Origin of the sequence: Rhodococcus oxybenzonivorans (assembly GCF_003130705.1) — a bacterium.
Lineage (GTDB): Bacteria > Actinomycetota > Actinomycetes > Mycobacteriales > Mycobacteriaceae > Rhodococcus_F > Rhodococcus_F oxybenzonivorans.
Window position 1 is genome coordinate 2,152,107 of the sequence record NZ_CP021354.1, and the last position, 16,997, is coordinate 2,169,103.

General features: G+C 66.8%; 18 protein-coding genes and 2 pseudogenes. 11 read left to right on the forward strand and 9 right to left on the reverse strand.

Going from position 1 to position 16,997, the window contains the following annotated elements:
- Positions 1-4 precede the first annotated feature (4 nt).
- The 3 genes from CBI38_RS10360 to CBI38_RS10370 all read right to left on the reverse strand — a co-directional run bounded on the left by CBI38_RS10360 (position 5) and on the right by CBI38_RS10370 (position 2,475).
- The gene (locus CBI38_RS10360; RefSeq protein WP_109328604.1) at positions 5-700 is read right to left on the reverse strand and encodes an HNH endonuclease family protein; all 696 of its coding nucleotides are present in this window, start codon (positions 698-700) and stop codon (positions 5-7) included.
- 68 nt (positions 701-768) lie between these two features.
- Positions 769-1,086, reverse strand: a complete 318-nt coding sequence (locus CBI38_RS10365; RefSeq protein ID WP_109328606.1) for a hypothetical protein — start codon at positions 1,084-1,086, stop codon at positions 769-771.
- Between the two features lie 120 nt (positions 1,087-1,206).
- Complete coding sequence (locus CBI38_RS10370) at positions 1,207-2,475, reverse strand: DICT sensory domain-containing protein (RefSeq protein ID WP_109328608.1); 1,269 nt, start codon at positions 2,473-2,475, stop codon at positions 1,207-1,209.
- A gap of 174 nt (positions 2,476-2,649) precedes the next feature.
- On the opposite strand from CBI38_RS10370, the gene CBI38_RS10375 reads away from it, so the two are divergent.
- The gene (locus tag CBI38_RS10375) at positions 2,650-3,033 is read left to right on the forward strand and encodes a hypothetical protein (RefSeq protein WP_109328610.1); all 384 of its coding nucleotides are present in this window, start codon (positions 2,650-2,652) and stop codon (positions 3,031-3,033) included.
- Between the two features lie 24 nt (positions 3,034-3,057).
- On the opposite strand, the gene CBI38_RS10380 is transcribed toward CBI38_RS10375, so the two are convergent.
- Positions 3,058-3,966, reverse strand: a complete 909-nt coding sequence (locus CBI38_RS10380) for an NADP-dependent oxidoreductase (RefSeq protein WP_109328612.1) — start codon at positions 3,964-3,966, stop codon at positions 3,058-3,060.
- An 86-nt stretch (positions 3,967-4,052) separates the two neighbouring features.
- On the reverse strand, positions 4,053-4,178 hold the full coding sequence (locus CBI38_RS40105) for a hypothetical protein (protein WP_257792475.1): 126 nt from the start codon (positions 4,176-4,178) through the stop codon (positions 4,053-4,055).
- A gap of 156 nt (positions 4,179-4,334) precedes the next feature.
- Between CBI38_RS40105 and CBI38_RS10385 the strand changes: the two genes are divergently transcribed.
- From CBI38_RS10385 to CBI38_RS10395, 3 genes are all read left to right on the forward strand, one after another.
- Positions 4,335-7,169 (forward strand): DEAD/DEAH box helicase, encoded by a 2,835-nt coding sequence (locus tag CBI38_RS10385; protein ID WP_109328613.1) that lies wholly within the window; start codon positions 4,335-4,337, stop codon positions 7,167-7,169.
- The gene (locus CBI38_RS10390) at positions 7,166-7,939 is read left to right on the forward strand and encodes an SWIM zinc finger family protein (RefSeq protein ID WP_109328615.1); all 774 of its coding nucleotides are present in this window, start codon (positions 7,166-7,168) and stop codon (positions 7,937-7,939) included. The genes CBI38_RS10385 and CBI38_RS10390 overlap by 4 nt, the downstream gene beginning before the upstream one ends.
- Before the next feature lie 88 nt (positions 7,940-8,027).
- On the forward strand, positions 8,028-8,429 hold the full coding sequence (locus tag CBI38_RS10395; protein ID WP_109334985.1) for a YkvA family protein: 402 nt from the start codon (positions 8,028-8,030) through the stop codon (positions 8,427-8,429).
- A gap of 43 nt (positions 8,430-8,472) precedes the next feature.
- Here CBI38_RS10395 and CBI38_RS10400 read toward each other — a convergent pair whose 3' ends face one another.
- Positions 8,473-8,646, reverse strand: a complete 174-nt coding sequence (locus CBI38_RS10400) for a CsbD family protein (protein WP_109334986.1) — start codon at positions 8,644-8,646, stop codon at positions 8,473-8,475.
- A 195-nt stretch (positions 8,647-8,841) separates the two neighbouring features.
- On the opposite strand from CBI38_RS10400, the gene CBI38_RS10405 reads away from it, so the two are divergent.
- Positions 8,842-9,345 (forward strand): DUF1990 family protein, encoded by a 504-nt coding sequence (locus CBI38_RS10405; protein WP_204164905.1) that lies wholly within the window; start codon positions 8,842-8,844, stop codon positions 9,343-9,345.
- Here the strand turns inward: CBI38_RS10405 and CBI38_RS10410 are convergent.
- Entirely contained in the window at positions 9,331-9,804 is a 474-nt protein-coding gene (locus CBI38_RS10410; RefSeq protein ID WP_109334988.1) for a hypothetical protein, read from the reverse strand. The genes CBI38_RS10405 and CBI38_RS10410 overlap by 15 nt on opposite strands.
- A gap of 116 nt (positions 9,805-9,920) precedes the next feature.
- Positions 9,921-10,172, reverse strand: coding sequence for a hypothetical protein (locus CBI38_RS10415; RefSeq protein ID WP_109328617.1), 252 nt, complete (start codon positions 10,170-10,172; stop codon positions 9,921-9,923).
- A 161-nt stretch (positions 10,173-10,333) separates the two neighbouring features.
- On the opposite strand from CBI38_RS10415, the gene CBI38_RS10420 reads away from it, so the two are divergent.
- The 6 genes and pseudogenes from CBI38_RS10420 (at position 10,334) to CBI38_RS10445 (ending at position 16,400) form a co-directional block, all read left to right on the forward strand.
- Positions 10,334-10,777 carry a protein-tyrosine phosphatase family protein gene (locus CBI38_RS10420; RefSeq protein WP_109334989.1) on the forward strand — a complete coding sequence of 148 codons (444 nt, stop codon included), beginning with the start codon at positions 10,334-10,336 and terminating at the stop codon, positions 10,775-10,777.
- A 139-nt stretch (positions 10,778-10,916) separates the two neighbouring features.
- The gene (locus CBI38_RS10425) at positions 10,917-12,431 is read left to right on the forward strand and encodes a CoA-acylating methylmalonate-semialdehyde dehydrogenase (protein WP_109328619.1); all 1,515 of its coding nucleotides are present in this window, start codon (positions 10,917-10,919) and stop codon (positions 12,429-12,431) included.
- Positions 12,432-12,442: 11 nt separating this feature from the next.
- Positions 12,443-13,605: pseudogene (locus CBI38_RS10430) on the forward strand (isobutyryl-CoA dehydrogenase).
- Positions 13,602-14,735: an enoyl-CoA hydratase/isomerase family protein gene (locus CBI38_RS10435; RefSeq protein WP_109328621.1), complete on the forward strand. Its 1,134-nt coding sequence runs from the start codon at positions 13,602-13,604 to the stop codon at positions 14,733-14,735. The pseudogene CBI38_RS10430 and the gene CBI38_RS10435 overlap by 4 nt, the downstream one beginning before the upstream one ends.
- Complete coding sequence (gene mmsB, locus CBI38_RS10440) at positions 14,732-15,628, forward strand: 3-hydroxyisobutyrate dehydrogenase (protein ID WP_109325643.1); 897 nt, start codon at positions 14,732-14,734, stop codon at positions 15,626-15,628. The genes CBI38_RS10435 and mmsB overlap by 4 nt, the downstream gene beginning before the upstream one ends.
- Positions 15,625-16,400, forward strand: a pseudogene (locus tag CBI38_RS10445) (enoyl-CoA hydratase). The gene mmsB and the pseudogene CBI38_RS10445 overlap by 4 nt, the downstream one beginning before the upstream one ends.
- 59 nt (positions 16,401-16,459) lie before the next feature.
- Here the strand turns inward: CBI38_RS10445 and CBI38_RS10450 are convergent.
- Entirely contained in the window at positions 16,460-16,993 is a 534-nt protein-coding gene (locus tag CBI38_RS10450; protein ID WP_005252880.1) for a MarR family winged helix-turn-helix transcriptional regulator, read from the reverse strand.
- Between the last annotated feature and the right edge of the window lie 4 nt (positions 16,994-16,997).

Here is a 16,997-nt window from a genome sequence, read left to right on the forward strand (position 1 = left end):
GAGCTCACGGACACCTTTCCGCCACATCGGCGAGTGCCTTCCGGTCGGCGACTGTGACAGGAAGGCCGTACTCGACGGCGACGCTGAGATACTTGCCCGCATAGAAGCAGTGATACGCGGGATTCGGCGGAAGCCAGTCGCCGGGAGTCTGGTCTCCCTTGTCCTGGTTGTCGTCGCCGTTGACGGCCAGCAATTCGAACATCACGTCGTTGGCGAACCGTATTCGGCGCTCCAGTGGCCACGTGGACGCACCCATGTCCCAGGCCGCGGCCAACGGGTAGACGTGGTCGATCTGCACGGCCTTGGCGTCGCTGCGGTCGAAGGTGACGAGATCGCCGGAGTACGGGTCCGCGAGGACCCCGCTCAGCACGACACACTCCCGGGTGCCGTCCCGGAACGACACCGATCGCAGGTCGGTGGCCAGCACGTTGTTGCGGGTGTCGCATCCGTCGTGCCCCGCTGGAGCGCTCTGGGCGTCTGTCCACGCCGGACCGAAGACGCACTGTTCCTTGCCTGAGCACCCGCGTTGGTACCCACCCGGGTGCGGGCGGGACTCGACCGTCTCGACCTGTGCCAGCAACTGTTCGATATGCTCGCGCGGCGGACTGCCGGGCGCCGGGCCCGGCCCGCTCAGATCGAGGATCGATACCCCGCAGCCACTGACCGCAAGAGCCCACAGCACGACATACAGAACCCTCATTGCGTCCCCCCGGCGCTCGACGAGTGTCCGAACCGTCGACCCGCAGTATCGCGCGGGCCACCGACACGTCAGGTGAAGGGTAACTGCACGGCGGCGATCGAGGACAGGTGGGCACCGTCGTGCCCGATCACCCACGACCCACCACTCTCTCGGCACTCCGCCAGGACGTCGAGGGTGCGGAGGAGGAAGAAGATGGCTTCGCTGGGGACCGGCGTGATGGCAAGTTGATGCGCCTCACCGTGTTTCATCCCGTCGAGCCAGACGCCGGACTGCCCGTCGAGGCGGATCGTCACGATGTGCGTTGCGTCGACGAATGCATACTTCCGCTGCTCCCACGGGGTGGTGAGTGCGTATCCCTGCTCGAGAACCTGAATGAGGATGCTCATGGGCCGACTCCGAGTCTCCGGCGTGGCGGGCGGACAAGTTCCAGCATCTCACCTGCCGCCTGCACGACGCCATGGCCCGGGCGGCGGAAATGTCGACACGGCGCTCGACCTCCGGCCGCTCTACCCGGCACTACTCGGATCGGCGGTGAACCGGTCGAGGACGGCGCGCGCACATCGCACGACCGTCGAGCGGTCGTAGGAGACCACGTAGTCGAATTCGCGTTCCGAATCTGCCTCTCCGCGGTGAAGATCCACGGCGGAGAGAACGCAACAGAAGTGGGGGCCCAGTACCACGACGTTCCACTCCTCCACCAGCTCATCGTCCGCCGCGAGGGGAGCCTGATGAATGCCCTCGTCCACCGTGTGACCCATGCCGACGCCGTACACACCTGCGTAGGCGATCCGGCTCGCCATGTTCTGCCAACGGGTACGCGTCCGGTCGGTGAAGTGCTCGGCGCGCTGGAAGGTTGCCAGCACCAGGGTTTCGGGCCCCGCGGCGGCGGCGTGCGTCTCGAGGGTGGTGCTCATGGTCACCAGGAGTCGCTTGAGACTCTGGACAGCGGTGCGCCCGGAGGAGGCGATGGCGTGTGGTGAGCGCGAGTCGTGGTCGGGAGTGTTCCAGGTCGGCGCCGGCGGGAACGGCTCGACAGTCGCGGAATCCGGCCTCGACGCCGGGGCCGACTCGATGTCCTCGAGATGCTCGCCGACCCCGTACGTCGCTCCCAGGCTGAGCGCACGCCGGCGCTGCACCTCGGTGCCCACTCCGGTGGCGACCACCACAGCGCCGGAACTCTCCACGCGTGCAGCCACCGCATGCGCGGTGCGGGCGATGTCCGAGTCCGGGCGACGCGTGATCATGGCGGGCGCGAGGAGGATGATGTCCGGCTCGATCAGTGACAGCAGTGCGATGGCTGCGGGGTGGGTGCCTACCTCGTCCACAGCGATGAGCCTTCCGCGGCCGCGTGCATCCGCGACGGCCCGCAGTGCGCGGGACGGATCGGCACTGAATATCGCGGCGGTGACCACGACGATCTCTCTGCGCAGGCACCCGGCATCGGCTGCGCGGTTCTCCAGGCCGGGGAGGGAGTCGAGGTCGATCGACACCAGTACGGGAACGCCGTCCGCTGTTACCGTACCGGCGACGTCCCAGGTGAGATGGTCGAGCTCACGCTTCTCGTTCATGGCCCGGGCCACGGTCCGCAGTGCTTCGGGGGTCGCGAGTGGGCCTTCCACGGGCCCGCGCAGCTGCACCTCGAGAGCGGCCAGCGCCCCATTGTCCAGGCGTCGCACGGCCGCCGTGTACGGCGAGACTGCCAGTCCGCCCACTTCAGCATTGTCGACGGACCGGTCAGGATTGTCGACGGACTGGTCAGGGGCGAGAACGAACATGCCGCGATTCTCGCACTCGTGAACGTGCGCCGCAGCAGGGCACGGAGATCGCCGTTACCGTTCCGTGACTATTCGTTATCGCTTCGTGACTTTGTGGTCGCCGCCGCGACATGAGCGGCGGCAACGATCAGGACAGCGTCGTACGGTTTGGTCTCAGTAGAAAAGGTGGCGAACATGAGTGACTCACCGAAAATCGGGCGTTACCACGATGCTCTCCTCGCTCTCACCCTGGCGACAGATCGACCCGCACGCCTCGCCGAGACGGCGGCAGGTGTAGGTGTGCGCGTCGATCTGACGCTCGGCTGTCACCTCCTGGCGATCGCCACGGCCGACGGCGCCCTGCGGGATGCCGACGCCGATGGTGGCTGGACGGTGCACTTCGTCGGCCGCGGATCGGTCGACGCCGAAGAACCACTCGTCACCGTGCACGGCGACTGGCTCGTCGATGCGGTCGACCAGGTCTTGGCCCGAGTCGGTGCGCTCGACGGCCGGCAGTTGTGCCGCCCGACCCACAGCCGGTCCACACGCTGGCCCTCCGCCGCTCGCGAAGCTGTCTGACGGGACGAGCCGAGCGACGGGCGACTAACCCACCTCGATCACGACCTTGCCCGCGGCGTGGCCGGACTCGACCAGCGCCAGTGCCTCACCCGCCTGCTCGAGCTGGAAGCGGTGGGTGACCCGCGGGTCCAGGACACCGGAGGCCACCAGGGCAGCCAATTCGGCGAAGACTGCGGTGGTGCGTCTGCGTTCCACGCTCGAACCGCCGAGATCACGGGCAGCGAGCGGGTCGCCGACGCTGACGATAGCGGCCGGATCTAGGACGAGCCGGGCCGCTTCGGCCAGCGCGTCGCCCCCGACCAGGTCGAATACGGCATCGACCGGCTCCGATATCCGTGTCGCCAAACCGGCGCCGGACTCGACCCACTCCGCGCCGAGCGACTCGACCACGTCACGCTTACTCCGGCTCGCGACTGCGAGAACACTGACGCCCCGGGCTGCCGCCAATTGCAGCGCAGCGACCCCGACGCCGCCGCCGGCACCGATCACGAGTAAACGGCTTCCTGCGGGCAGGTTCAGCGTGGACATCGCGTCGTAGGCGGTGCCTGCTGCCACGGGAAGGGTGGCGGCGTCGGCGAAGGAGACGGACCCGGGCTTGTGTGCCGTCGACGACGCATTCAGCATCGTGTGATCGGTGTACCCGCCGTAACCGGTGGCCGTCGCTCCGAACACGGCATCGCCGACCGCGAAGTCGGCGACCCGAGGACCGACCGCGGTGACCACTCCCGCCACCTCGCGGCCCAGCACCGCCGGAAGCGTGACGGGCACGGTGTCCTTGCGGGTACCTGCCCGCACCTTCCAATCGGCGGGATTCACCCCGGCCGCGTGCACAGCCACCTGCAGCTGTCCGGGGCCCGGGAACGGGACGGCAACGTCGAAGAACTGCTGGGTTTCGGGGCCGCCGTACTCGCGGAAGCCGTATGCGGTGCTCACGCCTCAACTCCTATCACGGACGGCGCGTTCGCGGATCGGGCACGACGAAGCCCGCCGGGCATCCCGACGGGCTCATTGTCGACAGGTCAGGAGCTGCCGAACAGGCCGCCCAACGATCCTGTGCCGCCCCCGCCGCCACCCTCGCCGCCCATCAAGGGTCCGAGCGCCTCGAGCAGGGCGAGCAAGCCTTCGAGCATCTGTGCAAAGTCCATGTCTTCCTCCGATCACTGCAGTGGTTCCGGCAGCGATCCGTGGTGCGCTTCGGCGCGGACAGCCGCCACCCCGTTCATCGGTCCGGCACCGGCCACGGTTACACCGAAAATGCAGGGACTTCGGATGCTGTCGGCTCCGCCTGATTGGATGGGTCCATGCTGCACGGTCTCTGGACACCCGGTTCGGGACTCATGCTGTGGGTCGAGGACCGGGATCTCGTGGCCGAGGAGTCCGCCGCCGATGCTGTCGGCCGGGTATTGCAGCGCAAGTTCCGGCACCATGTCAAGGTGCCGATGCCGGCGCCCTCGGGTCCGGAGCTGGTCGAGTGGCCGGCGGTGGCTTTGGCCCCGCCCGATGCCGCGGGGTTCCTGCTGGCGGTGTCGCCGTGGGATTCGCGGATCGCCGGCGATTTGCGATACCTCGCCCATACGGTGCGCGGAATCGAGCGATGGGCGCGTGCCGGTCGGGTGGTCCCCGAGACGCATCGTGCGGAGGGCACATGGTGGCCGCGTTGGCGACTGCTCGGCGGTGAACGACAGCGTGCCTGGCTGACCGAACTCACTGTCGCGATGCCGCCGGTGCAGCGCCACGGGAGCGGCGCCCGCTCCGTGCTGGACGACCTCGTCACCGAACTCACCGACCCGATCACCCGTCACGTTCTCGGGAACCGCCCGCTCGACGGTCGGCGCAGCCATCCGCCGCATCCGTTCCTCGCCGCGCTCGTGCACGGCGATTCCTACGAAGAGGGAACGCCGCAACTGTCCGGTTCGCTCGACCGCTGGCGTGACAGTCTCACAGTGGACGAGCCCGAACTGGTGTTGCGCCTGCTCGAACCGGACGACGCCGACGTCGAGGGGGACTGGGATCCGGACACCGCCCTGTGGCGGCTGGAGGTGTGCCTGCGTCCGGAAGGCGAAGCCCCGGTTCCGATTCCCCTGCACCACACGGACGCGAGCCGCCTCCAGATCGGTGTCCGCAAATTGACGGAGGCCGTGTCGGCGTATCCGCGACTGCAGGACGTGCCGAGCGACCCCGACAGCCTCGATCTGTTCCTCCCTACCGCGGTAGTGATCGACCTGGTGGGGCATGGTGCGGTCGCGTTGAAGGAAAAGGGCATCAGCCTGTTGCTGCCTAGGGCCTGGAGTGTGGCATCTCCGTCCATGCGGTTGCGGGTCAGTTCGCCGGGAACCCCGGCGAGCGCGGAGAACCGGTCGGTCGGCAAGGACCAGTTGGTGCAGTACGACTGGGAGCTGGCGCTCGGGGACACCGTCCTGACGGCCGCCGAAATGACTCGATTGGTCAATTCCAAGAGCGATCTGGTGCGGCTGCGCGGTGAATGGGTGCGGGCCGATTCCGAAGTGCTCGCTCGCGCGGCACGCTACGTGACGGAACGGCAGGGAAGTGGCGACCGTGCCATCGTCGACTTGATCAAAGACCTTATTGCCGATGATCTCTCGCGCCTTCCGGTGGACGAGGTGACGGCGAGCGGGTGGGCTGCCGCGTTACTCGAAGGCGACGTGCAGCCGGAGCAGGTTCCGGTCCCCGATCGGCTGGACGCCATCTTGCGGCCGTATCAGCAGCGGGGGCTCGACTGGCTGGCGTTCATGAGCAGGCTCGGACTGGGGGCCGTCCTCGCCGATGACATGGGCCTGGGTAAGACCCTGCAACTGCTGGCGTTGCTGGCGCACGAGAACGCGCCTTCGCCGACGCTTCTGGTGTGCCCGATGTCCGTGGTCGGCAACTGGCAACGAGAGGCGGCCCGCTTCGTTCCGACCCTGCGTGTGCATGTCCACCACGGCCCGCAACGGCTGACCGGTGAGGAGCTGACGGCTGCGGTCGGTGCGAGTGACCTGGTGATCACCACGTACGCGTTGCTGGCACGCGACCTCGCGCAGTTGAAGGAACAGCAGTGGCGCCGGGTGGTGCTCGACGAGGCGCAGCACATCAAGAACTCGAAAACGTCCCAGGCCAGGGCTGCCCGTAGTATCCCCGCTGCGCACCGGGTGGCGTTGACCGGCACACCCGTCGAGAACCGGCTCGACGAATTGCGTTCCATTCTCGATTTCGCGAATTCCGGCATCCTCGGCTCCGAGGCGATGTTCCGCAAACGCTTCGTCGTTCCGATCGAGCGGGAACAGGACGAGACCGCCGTGGCCCGGCTCCGGGCCGTCACGTCACCGTTCGTGCTCCGGCGGGTCAAAACCGATCCGGCGGTCATCGCCGACCTCCCCGACAAGTTCGAGATGACGGTGCGCGCCAATCTCACCGCAGAACAGGCGGCGCTGTATCGGGCGGTGGTCGACGACATGATGGCGCAGATCAAGGACAAGAAGGGGATGAAGCGCAAGGGTGCCGTGCTTGCCGCGCTGACCAAACTCAAGCAGGTGTGCAACCATCCTGCGCACTTTCTGCGGGACGGGTCCGCGGTGACGCGCCGCGGTCAGCACCGGTCGGGAAAGCTCGGTCTTGTCGAGGACATCCTGGACTCCGTACTGGCCGACGGCGAGAAAGCGTTGCTGTTCACCCAGTTCCGCGAGTTCGGCGATCTCGTGGCACCGTACTTGTCGGAACGTTTCGGTACCGCCGTGCCGTTTCTGCACGGAGGCGTCACCAAACAGAAGCGCGACGACATGGTGGCGGCATTCCAGGGTGACGGCGGACCGCCGATCATGCTGCTCTCACTCAAGGCGGGGGGTACCGGGCTCAACCTCACGGCGGCCAATCATGTCGTGCACCTCGACCGATGGTGGAATCCGGCAGTCGAGAACCAGGCCACCGACCGGGCGTTCCGCATCGGGCAGCGCCGAGACGTGCAGGTGCGGAAACTGGTGTGCGTGGGCACGCTCGAGGAACGGATCGACGCGATGATCGCGACCAAACAGGAGTTGGCTGATCTCGCGGTCGGAACCGGTGAGAATTGGGTGACGGAGATGAGCACCGAACAGCTCGGCGAGCTGCTGCGACTCGGCGACGAGGCGGTCGGCGAATGACGGATCGGCGACCGGCACCGCATTTCGCTCGGTACGGCTCACGACGACCGGTGCAGGGCGGCCTGGCAGCACGCTCGCGGCGGGGAGCATTCGGCCACACCTGGTGGGGACGGGAACTGGTCGACATCATCGAGTTCGTCGGCGACAAGGGGCGGATGAGCCGTGGCCGCAGCTACGCGCGCAGCGGACAGGTCGTCTCCCTCGAAATCCGCCATGGGATGGTGACCGGCGAAGTCCAGGGCAGCCAGCTCCAGCCGTTCGTCGCAACCGTCTCGATCGACCGGCTCGACGAGGGCGAGATCGCCGAATTGGTCACGCTGGTGCGGAAACAGCCCGGCAGCCTTGCGATGCTCGCGGGTGGGGCAGTGCCGGAAATTCTCGGCCCCCTCCTGCTACCGTCCGGCTCTTCGGCGCTCCAGTACGACTGCACCTGTCCGGACGACGGCTGGCCGTGTAAGCACGCCGCTGCGGTCGCATATCTGACCACGGAGCGGATCGACGAGAACCCCTTGGAGATACTGACCCTGCGCGGGGTCGACCTCGACATGCTGATCGAGGGAGTCGGCGGTGGCACCGCCGAGGAGGATGTCGCCGATTGGTTCGGTGACAGCGCCCAACTACCCGCCCTGCCCGACACCGACTTCCGGGCGGCGGTCGACGACCTCGACCCACTGCTGCTGCGCAAGGCGATCCGATCCGTGTGTGCCGACGAGCGCGAGGTGGACGCCGCCATCGCGGACCTGAACACGCTATATCAGCATCTCCGTTGATCCTGGCGTTGGGTGATGTGGTGCTCCCCGCCGTGAGCGGGAGAATCGGTAGGTGACCCTGCACGAGCTGTGGGCAGCGGCCTGGCCGATGATCGTCGGTGCGGCTGCCGGCATCGCTGTGTTCTGGCTGCTGCTGGTGGTCGCTCTGATGCGAGCGAATCCCGGGACTATGCCCGTTACCGATGTACTTCGGTTGTTGCCGGACGTCGTGCGTCTCGTGCGTCGACTGGCAGGAGATCCCACGCTTCCCCGGGGCATCCGCATCCGGCTCACGCTTCTACTGATCTACCTCGCCGCACCGATCGACGTCATACCCGACTTCATCCCCGTCATCGGATATGCCGATGACGCACTGGTGGTGGCTCTCGTTCTACGCTCGGTGACCCGTCGAGCGGGCGCACACGCACTTGCCCGGCATTGGCCCGGCACTCCTGAAGGTCTTGCGGCCGTACAACATATCGCGCAACCGCGAGCGCACCGTCGTGCCTGACGGTGCGTTCGGAGGGGAAGCGCTCCGGAAAGCCCGCTCCGGGTCAGTGTTTGAACACGTCCTTGACTCGCTCGGCGGCCTTCTTCACACTGGCCTTCCGTTGATCCGCTTTGCCGATGTTCTTCAGCTCGTTGTCTCCGGTGGCCCGGCCGATCGATTCCCGGGACCTTCCCGCAGCGTGCTGGACGGCGTTCTTGGCCTTGTCGACGATGCTCATGGCGTGCTCCTCCGAGTGGATGACGTCCACTGCAATCCTAATCCGATTGCGGTACGGCCACCTCGACAACTCATCGGATGCACATCCTTTCGACGCACCGCCGGCCGCACCGCGGACTAGGCTGGCGTTCGTGCGGTCGGCATCGGGCCGACCGGTGATCGGGAGGAGCCTGCCGTCAGCCGCAAACGCTGTGACATGCGCGAGTTCACCTATACCGAGGTGGGCGCCAGTCGCGACCTTCCGTTTCCGAGTGGATACCACCATCTCGACGAGCAGAAGGTGATCGGTCGTGGTTCCGCAGTGTTCGACTCCGCCGTCGCACAGCTGTTCACCTGGGGGATGCACCGCGGCGCCGGCGTGAAGGTCGGCCTCGATACTCCTACGGCGACTCCCGACGCCGCCGTCGAGCTTCGGTGGGGGATCGGTCCGGTCGGACTCACCTTCTGTTGCCGGGTGATCTACGTCGTCGACGAGCCCCGTGTCAAGGGTTTCGCCTACGGGTCGCTCGAGGGACACCCGGAAACGGGGGAAGAGCGATTCGTCGTCGAACACCGACCGGACGACACCGTCGTTGCGAGCATCTCCGCTTTCTCGCGGCCCGGCCGGTGGTTCACCCGACTCGGCGGCCCCGCGAACCGGGCAGTGCAGAAGGTGATGACGCGGCGCTATCTCGACGCGTTGGTGTCACAGAAGCGATAATTTCGCGTCCTGCTGTCGGAGAACTGCATGCACGGCCGCGCCGTATGCCAGATGCGGGACGATGTCGCTGAGCCAATCCTGGACCGACCAATTCCGCGGATCACTGATGCCGCGGACGGCGATCGGGATGTCCGTGGCAGCCATCGCACCCGCACCGATGGCTACGGCACCTACTGTCGGCGACAAGCGAATTCCGGTGCGGCGGACCAGGCCGGCGCCCACTGCAATGCCCAGGCCCACAGCAATTCCGCCGAGTGCGCCCAGCCCCGTCCGGCGGGACTGCATGGCACTTCCGCGCCCCGGTATTCGAACTCCGAGACTCGCGGCGACCGAATCGATCGTCTCTTCGGGGACCGTACTTGCGGGACGGCCGCGGACCACCATGTCGAGATACGTCACCGTGTTGAGTGCGGTCACCCCGGCCGCTCCGGCGACGAGCCCGGACGTGACTGTGTTCATGACGACCCTCCCCGAAAATTCGGCCGGATGCAGCGCGGATGCGCTCACAGAGCGAGCATCCCCACTCGATGGAGTCGGCAAACCTCACGGGTAGCAGTCGGCGGCTGCCGCTGCGGTCAAGCCAAGGACAGCCGCTCGACGTGCCGCACAGCGGCCTCGAGGTGCCGGTCCGCGGTGGTCAAATCCAGACGGGCGTCACTGAGATTGTCGATCACCTCGAGCACCACGGATTCGTCGCTGCTGGTGAGCAGGCTCCGGTCGAGCAAGTCGAATGCTTCGGTAAGGTCCTTGATCCGCTGTTCGAACGCGTTCAGATCGGACCGCAGTCGAGCGGTGGACTGGACAAGGTCGTCAACCGTCGCGGTCATGCCGGCACCCCTCGTTCGCACCTCGTCGGGTCGCGTCCGCGGAAAAACCGGGCGGCCAGACTCCACGAAATAGATACCACCGTTCCTTGATCGGTAAACCACGCGCGCCGAATGCTTTCGTCGACGGGTATGCCGGAAACGACGCGGGTTATGGTCGTACGGTGACCGATCCGTGGCAGCCCCGCGCGGCCGGAGTGCTGGAACTTCCGTCGGGTCGACGCGTGCGCGGACGGGGGCTGAGGCGCCCGGTTCCGCCCGCTCCCCATCCCACCTTTGCGCTGTATCTGCTGGGCCGCCGCCCGCCGTCCGTCGAGTGGGAACATCGCTGGCTTCGCTGGCCCGATTTCTGGTTGCCGTCCGATCGCAGCGAGGCGACGGCTGCGCTGCGCGAAGTGTGGGCGCGCGCAGAGTCGGATCGCGTCGAGATCGCCTGTGGGGGAGGCGTCGGGCGCACCGGCACAGCGCTTGCCTGCCTCGCCGTACTCGACGGAGTGCCCAACTCGGCGGCGGTCGACTACGTCCGCCGGCACTATTCTCCCCGCGCCGTGGAGACACCGTGGCAACGCCGGTTCGTTGCTCGCTTCGCGTCTGCCGACGAGCCGTGAGTCGTCGGCATGACCGACGGTTGGCTCACGACGCCCGGCGTCTCGCGATTCGCACCTAGACATGCAAGGACATCCAACTATAGGATGGGCTACATATTCGGAACTCCCTGATTCATCGAGCAAGAAACGGGTTCGCACAATGGTTCAAGAGCTATCCCACTTCGTCGGCGGCAAGCGTATACCGGGTGCCTCCAACAGGTTTGGCGACGTCTACGATCCCAACACCGGTGCGGTGCAGTCGCGGGTGCCGCTGGCGGACAAGGCCGAGACCGAGGCGATCATCGCCAACGCGGTGGAAGCGCAGCGCGAATGGGCCGCTTTCAATCCGCAGAAGCGCGCACGCATCCTCATGAAGTTCCTGCAGTTGGTGCAGGGCGAGATGGACTCGCTGGCACGCCTGCTCTCGTCCGAGCACGGCAAGACCGTTCCCGACGCGAAGGGCGACATCCAACGAGGACTCGAGGTCATCGAGTTCGCTGTCGGCGCCCCGCATCTGCTCAAGGGTGAGTACACCGAGTCCGCGGGCACCGGCATCGATGTGTACTCCATGCGCCAGCCACTCGGTGTCGTCGCCGGGATCACCCCGTTCAACTTCCCGGCCATGATTCCGCTGTGGAAGGCCGGACCGGCCCTCGCGTGCGGTAATGCCTTCATCCTCAAGCCCTCCGAGCGCGACCCCTCGGTGCCGCTGCGCCTCGCCGAACTGTTCCTCGAGGCCGGTCTGCCGGCCGGAGTCTTCAACGTGGTCAACGGTGACAAGGAAGTGGTCGACGTCCTCCTCACCGACGACCGCATCAAGGCAGTCGGTTTCGTCGGGTCCACCCCGATCGCGCAGTACATCTACGAGACCGCTGCTGCCCACGGCAAGCGCGCGCAATGCTTCGGCGGCGCCAAGAACCATGCCATCGTCATGCCCGACGCCGACCTCGACGAGGTGGCCGACGCGCTCATCGGCGCGGGTTACGGTTCGGCCGGCGAGCGCTGCATGGCCATCTCGGTTGCCGTTCCGGTCGGCGAGGAGACGGCCGACGCTCTCGTCGCGAAGCTGAAGGAGCGTGTCGCCGGCCTGAAGATCGGTCGCAGCGACGACGAGAACGCCGACTTCGGGCCTCTGGTCAGTAAGGACGCCCTCGAGCGCGTCGACAGTTACATCCAGATCGGCATCGACGAAGGAGCGGAGGCCGTGGTCGACGGCCGCGGGTTCACTCTCGAGGGCCACGAGAACGGCTTCTTCGCCGGGGCCACCCTGTTCGACAAGGTGACCACCGACATGCGGGTATACAAGGAAGAAATTTTCGGACCCGTCCTGCTGGTGGCCCGTGCCGCCGACTACGAAGAGGCGCTGCGTCTGCCCACCGAGCACGAGTACGGCAACGGCGTCGCGATCTTCACCCGCGACGGCGACACCGCCCGCGACTTCACCAACCGCGTGAACGTCGGCATGGTCGGCGTCAACGTCCCGATCCCCGTGCCGATCGCGTACCACACCTTCGGCGGGTGGAAGCGCTCCGGCTTCGGCGACCTCAACCAGCACGGTCCCGACTCGTTCCGCTTCTACACCAAGACCAAAACCGTGACGCAGCGTTGGCCCTCGGGCAAGAAGGAAGCAGGCTCCGCTCCTGACAACCACTTCGTCATCCCCACCATGAACTGAAACGGAACCCCATGTTTACCTTGACCGATGACGAGCGGGCGATCAGTGAGACGGCCCGTGACTTCGCGGCCGAGCATTTGGCGCCGTTTGCCGTGGAGTGGGATCAGTCCAAGCATTTTCCGGTGGATGTGCTGCGTAAGGCGGCGTCGTTGGGGATGGGTGGGATCTACATTCGGGAGGATGTGGGTGGCTCGGAGTTGAGCCGGGTGGACGCGGCCCGGATCTTCGAGCAGCTCGCGAGGGGGTGTCCGTCGATCGCCGCGTATATCTCGATCCACAACATGGTGACGTGGATGATCGACAGGTTCGGCACCGAGGAGCAGCGCCGTGCGTTCGTGCCGGGGTTGTGTGCGATGGATCAGTTGGGTAGTTACTGCCTGACCGAGCCGGGTGCCGGGTCGGATGCGGCGGCGTTGAGCACCCGGGCGGTCCGCGACGGTGACGCTTACGTCCTGAACGGGGTCAAGCAGTTCATTTCCGGGGCGGGACGTCGGATGTGTATGTGGTGATGGCCCGCACGGGAGACAGCGGGCCGAAGGGGATTTCCGCGTTCATCGTTCCGAAGGAGTCGGCGGGGCTCTCGTTCGGGCCGAACGAGGTGAAGATGGGCTGGAACGCCCAACCGACCCGGCAGGTGATCTTCGAGGATGTGCGGGTGCCGGCGGCGAACCTCCTCGGCAGCGAGGGTGGTGGGTTCCGGATCGCGATGGCCGGTTTGAACGGGGGCCGGCTCAATATCGCGGCGTGCTCGGTTGGTGGTGGGCAGGCGGCGCTGGAGAAGGCGGTCGCGTATCTCGCGGACCGGAAGGCGTTCGGTGCGCCGCTGCTCGACTCGCAGGCGTTGCAGTTCCAGCTCGCCGACATGCGCACCGAACTCGAGGCGGCCCGCACCCTGTTGTGGCGGGCCGCGGCCGCCCTCGACGAGGGGGCTCCGGAGGTGGTGGAGCTGTGTGCGATGGCGAAGCGGTTCGCCACCGACACCGGTTTCGAGGTCGCCAACCGGGCGCTGCAACTGCACGGCGGGTATGGCTATCTGGCCGAGTACGGCATCGAGAAGATCGTCCGGGATCTGCGGGTGCACCAGATCCTCGAGGGCAGCAACGAGATCATGCGGGTCGTCATCGCCCGCAGCATCGTCGGAGGCGCCGGACACGGAAAACAAGGAGCGGCATGAGCGAGACAACCACCACGACCCCCGAGGTCCTGATCGACACGAGCGGCGGTGTGGGCCGGATCGTGCTGAATCGGCCCAAGGCGATCAACGCCCTCAACCACGGCATGGTCGGGCAGATCGCGGCGGCGTTGGCCGCATGGTCCGACGATGATCGGGTGCGGGCGGTGCTGCTCACCGGGGCCGGTGAGCGGGGTTTGTGCGCGGGCGGGGACATCGTGTCGATCTACCACGACGCCAAGGAGGGCGGTACCGGGTCGCGGGAGTTCTGGCGCGATGAGTACATCCTGAACGCGGCCATCGCGAACTACCGGAAGCCGTATGTGGCGATCATGGACGGCATCGTGATGGGCGGCGGCGTCGGGGTCTCCGCGCACGGCAGCGTCCGGATCGTCACCGAACGGTCGATGATCGGGATGCCCGAGACCGGGATCGGGTTCGTCCCCGACGTCGGCGGCACCTACCTGTTGGCCCGCACCCCCGGGGAGTTGGGCACCCACATCGCGTTGACCACCGCCCGCCTCAGTGCCGGTGATGCGATCGCGTGCGGGTTCGCCGACCACTACATCCCCTCGGAGAAGATCGACGCGTTCGTTCAGAAGCTGTCCGACACCACGGTGGAGGACGCGCTGGCCGCGTTCACCGAACCCGCCCCGCCCTCGGAGCTGGTGGCGCAGCAGGGGTGGATCGACGCCGCCTACTCCGCGGGCAGTGTTCCCGAGATCGTCGCCCGCCTGCGCGGCAGCGGGGTGCCCGAGGCTCAGAAGGCGGCCGAGCAGATCCTGTCGAAGTCGCCGACCGCGTGCGCGGTCACCCTACGGTCGTTGCGCCGGGCCCGGGCAGCGGGCAGCCTCGAGGAAGTGCTGAACGAGGAGTTCCGGGTGTCCGTCGCCTGCCTGAGCTCCCCTGATCTCGTCGAGGGCATCCGGGCGCAGGTCGTGGACAAGGACCGCAACCCGCAGTGGTCACCCGCCACGATCGACGAGGTGACCGACGAGGACGTCGACGCGTTCTTCGCCCCACTCGGGAACCTCGAACTCGGCCTCACCCCACCCACCCCCGCCCCGACAGCCGCAGCCGTCCCGGCAGCGGCTTCGACCAGCGACACGCGTCCAGGAGGGACTGCATCATGAGCACGATCGGATTTCTGGGACTCGGCCACATGGGTGGTCCCATGGCGGCCAACCTCGTCAAGGCGGGGCACACGGTGGTCGGCTTCGACCTCGCGCCCGCCGCCCTCGAGCAGGCCACCAAAGACGGTGTCACCGTCGCCGAGTCGGCCGTCGACGCCGTCCGCGAGGCGGAGGTGGTGATCACGATGCTGCCGAACGGCACACTCGTCCTCGGCCTGTACAAGGAGATTTTACCGGCCGCGAAGCCGGGCACCCTGTTCATCGATTCGTCCACCATCGACGTCGCGGACGCCCGCGCGGCGCACGAGGAGGCCGTCACCGCCGGGCACCGCTCGGTCGACGCCCCCGTCTCCGGTGGCGTCGTGGGCGCGGCCGCGGGCACCCTCGCGTTCATGGTCGGCGGCACGGCGGACGACTTCGAGTCCGCGAGGCCGCTGCTCGAGGTGATGGGCAAGAAGGTCGTGCACTGCGGCAACCCGGGCAACGGTCAGGCCGCGAAGATCTGCAACAACATGATTCTGGGCGTGTCGATGATCGCCATCAGCGAGGCATTCGTCCTCGGCGAGAAGCTGGGACTGAGCAACCAGGCCCTGTTCGACGTCGCGTCCAACGCGTCCGGCCAGTGTTGGGCGCTGACCACCAACTGCCCGGTGCCCGGACCGGTACCGACCAGCCCGGCCAACAACGACTACCAGCCCGGCTTCGCGGCCGCGCTGATGGACAAGGATCTCGGTCTCGCCGCGAACGCGCTGAAGACCAACGGCGTCGAGGCGGACCTCGGGCTGCGTGCCGCCGAACTGTACAGCCGGTTCCACGCCGCCGGTGGTGGTGGTCAGGACTTCTCGGCCATCATCAACGACATCCGCGACCGTTCTACCAAGGGAGACCAGTGACCGACTTCGAGACCATCCTGCTCGACCGCAAGGGCCGGGTCGGGATCATCACCCTGCACCGTCCGAAGGCGCTCAACGCCCTGAACTCACAGCTGATGCGCGAGGTCGTGTCGGCGGTGGAGGAGTTGGAGAAGGATCCGGAGATCGGGCCATCCTGATCACCGGATCGGATCGGGCCTTCGCCGCCGGCGCGGACATCAAGGAGATGCAACCCAAGTCGTACATGGACGTCTACCTCGACGACTTCTTCTCCGCCTGGGACAAGGTGGCCGCGGCCCGCAAGCCTACGATCGCCGCGGTCGCCGGGTACGCGCTCGGCGGTGGATGCGAGTTGGCGATGCTCTGCGACATCCTGATCGCCGCCGACACCGCGAAGTTCGGGCAACCCGAGATCAAACTCGGGGTCATCCCCGGGATCGGCGGCTCGCAGCGGCTGACCCGGGCGGTCGGCAAGGCCAAGGCCATGGAACTGTGCCTGACCGGCCGGAACATGGACGCCGAGGAAGCCGAACGCGCCGGACTCGTCTCGAGGATCGTGCCCGCCGCGGACCTACTCGACGAGGCCCTGCAGACCGCGACCACCATCGCCGACATGTCGCTACCGGTCGCGATGATGGCGAAAGAAGCAGTCAACCGGTCCTTCGAAACCACCCTCACCGAAGGAATCCGCTTCGAACGACGAGTCTTCCACTCCACCTTCGCCACCGAAGACCAAAAAGAAGGCATGACCGCATTCGTCGAAAAACGCCCACCGGTATTCAAACACCGCTAGTAGCCGTCACAAGAACTGTTGCCCCGCACCGAAAAACACGGTGCGGGGCAGCAGTCTTCTCACCACTTGGTGGGGGCGTCTCCGGTGTCGAAATCGCCTGCCTCGCGGCGCAGTTCGGCGAGGATCGTGACCAATTGTTCCAGCTTGTCGCCGGACACTCCGGGACTCGAGAACACCTGGGCGTTGAGTCGCTCGGTGGACTCGACGGCCAGTTTCCTTCCCGCGTCGGTGATTTCGATCAGCGTCGCACGGCGATCGCTCGGATGCGGGACACGTCGCACGAGATTCGCCGTTTCGAGCCGGTCGACGGCGTTCGTCACGCTGGTCGGGTGAACCTGAAGGCGCGCGCTGGCCTTCGCCATCGGGAGCGCGCCGGTGCGCGTGAACGTCAGCAGTGTCAACAATTCGTACCGGGCGAACGTGAGCCCCGACGGCTTGAGCACCTCTTCCACCCGGGCCATCATGATCTGCTGTGCCCGCATCACCGAGGTCACCGCAGCCATCCCGTCGGCAACATCACCCCAGCCGTGCTTCGTCCACTGCCGGTGGGCCTCTTCGATGGGATCGAGATGAAGTGGTGACGGTGGTGGCATGCGT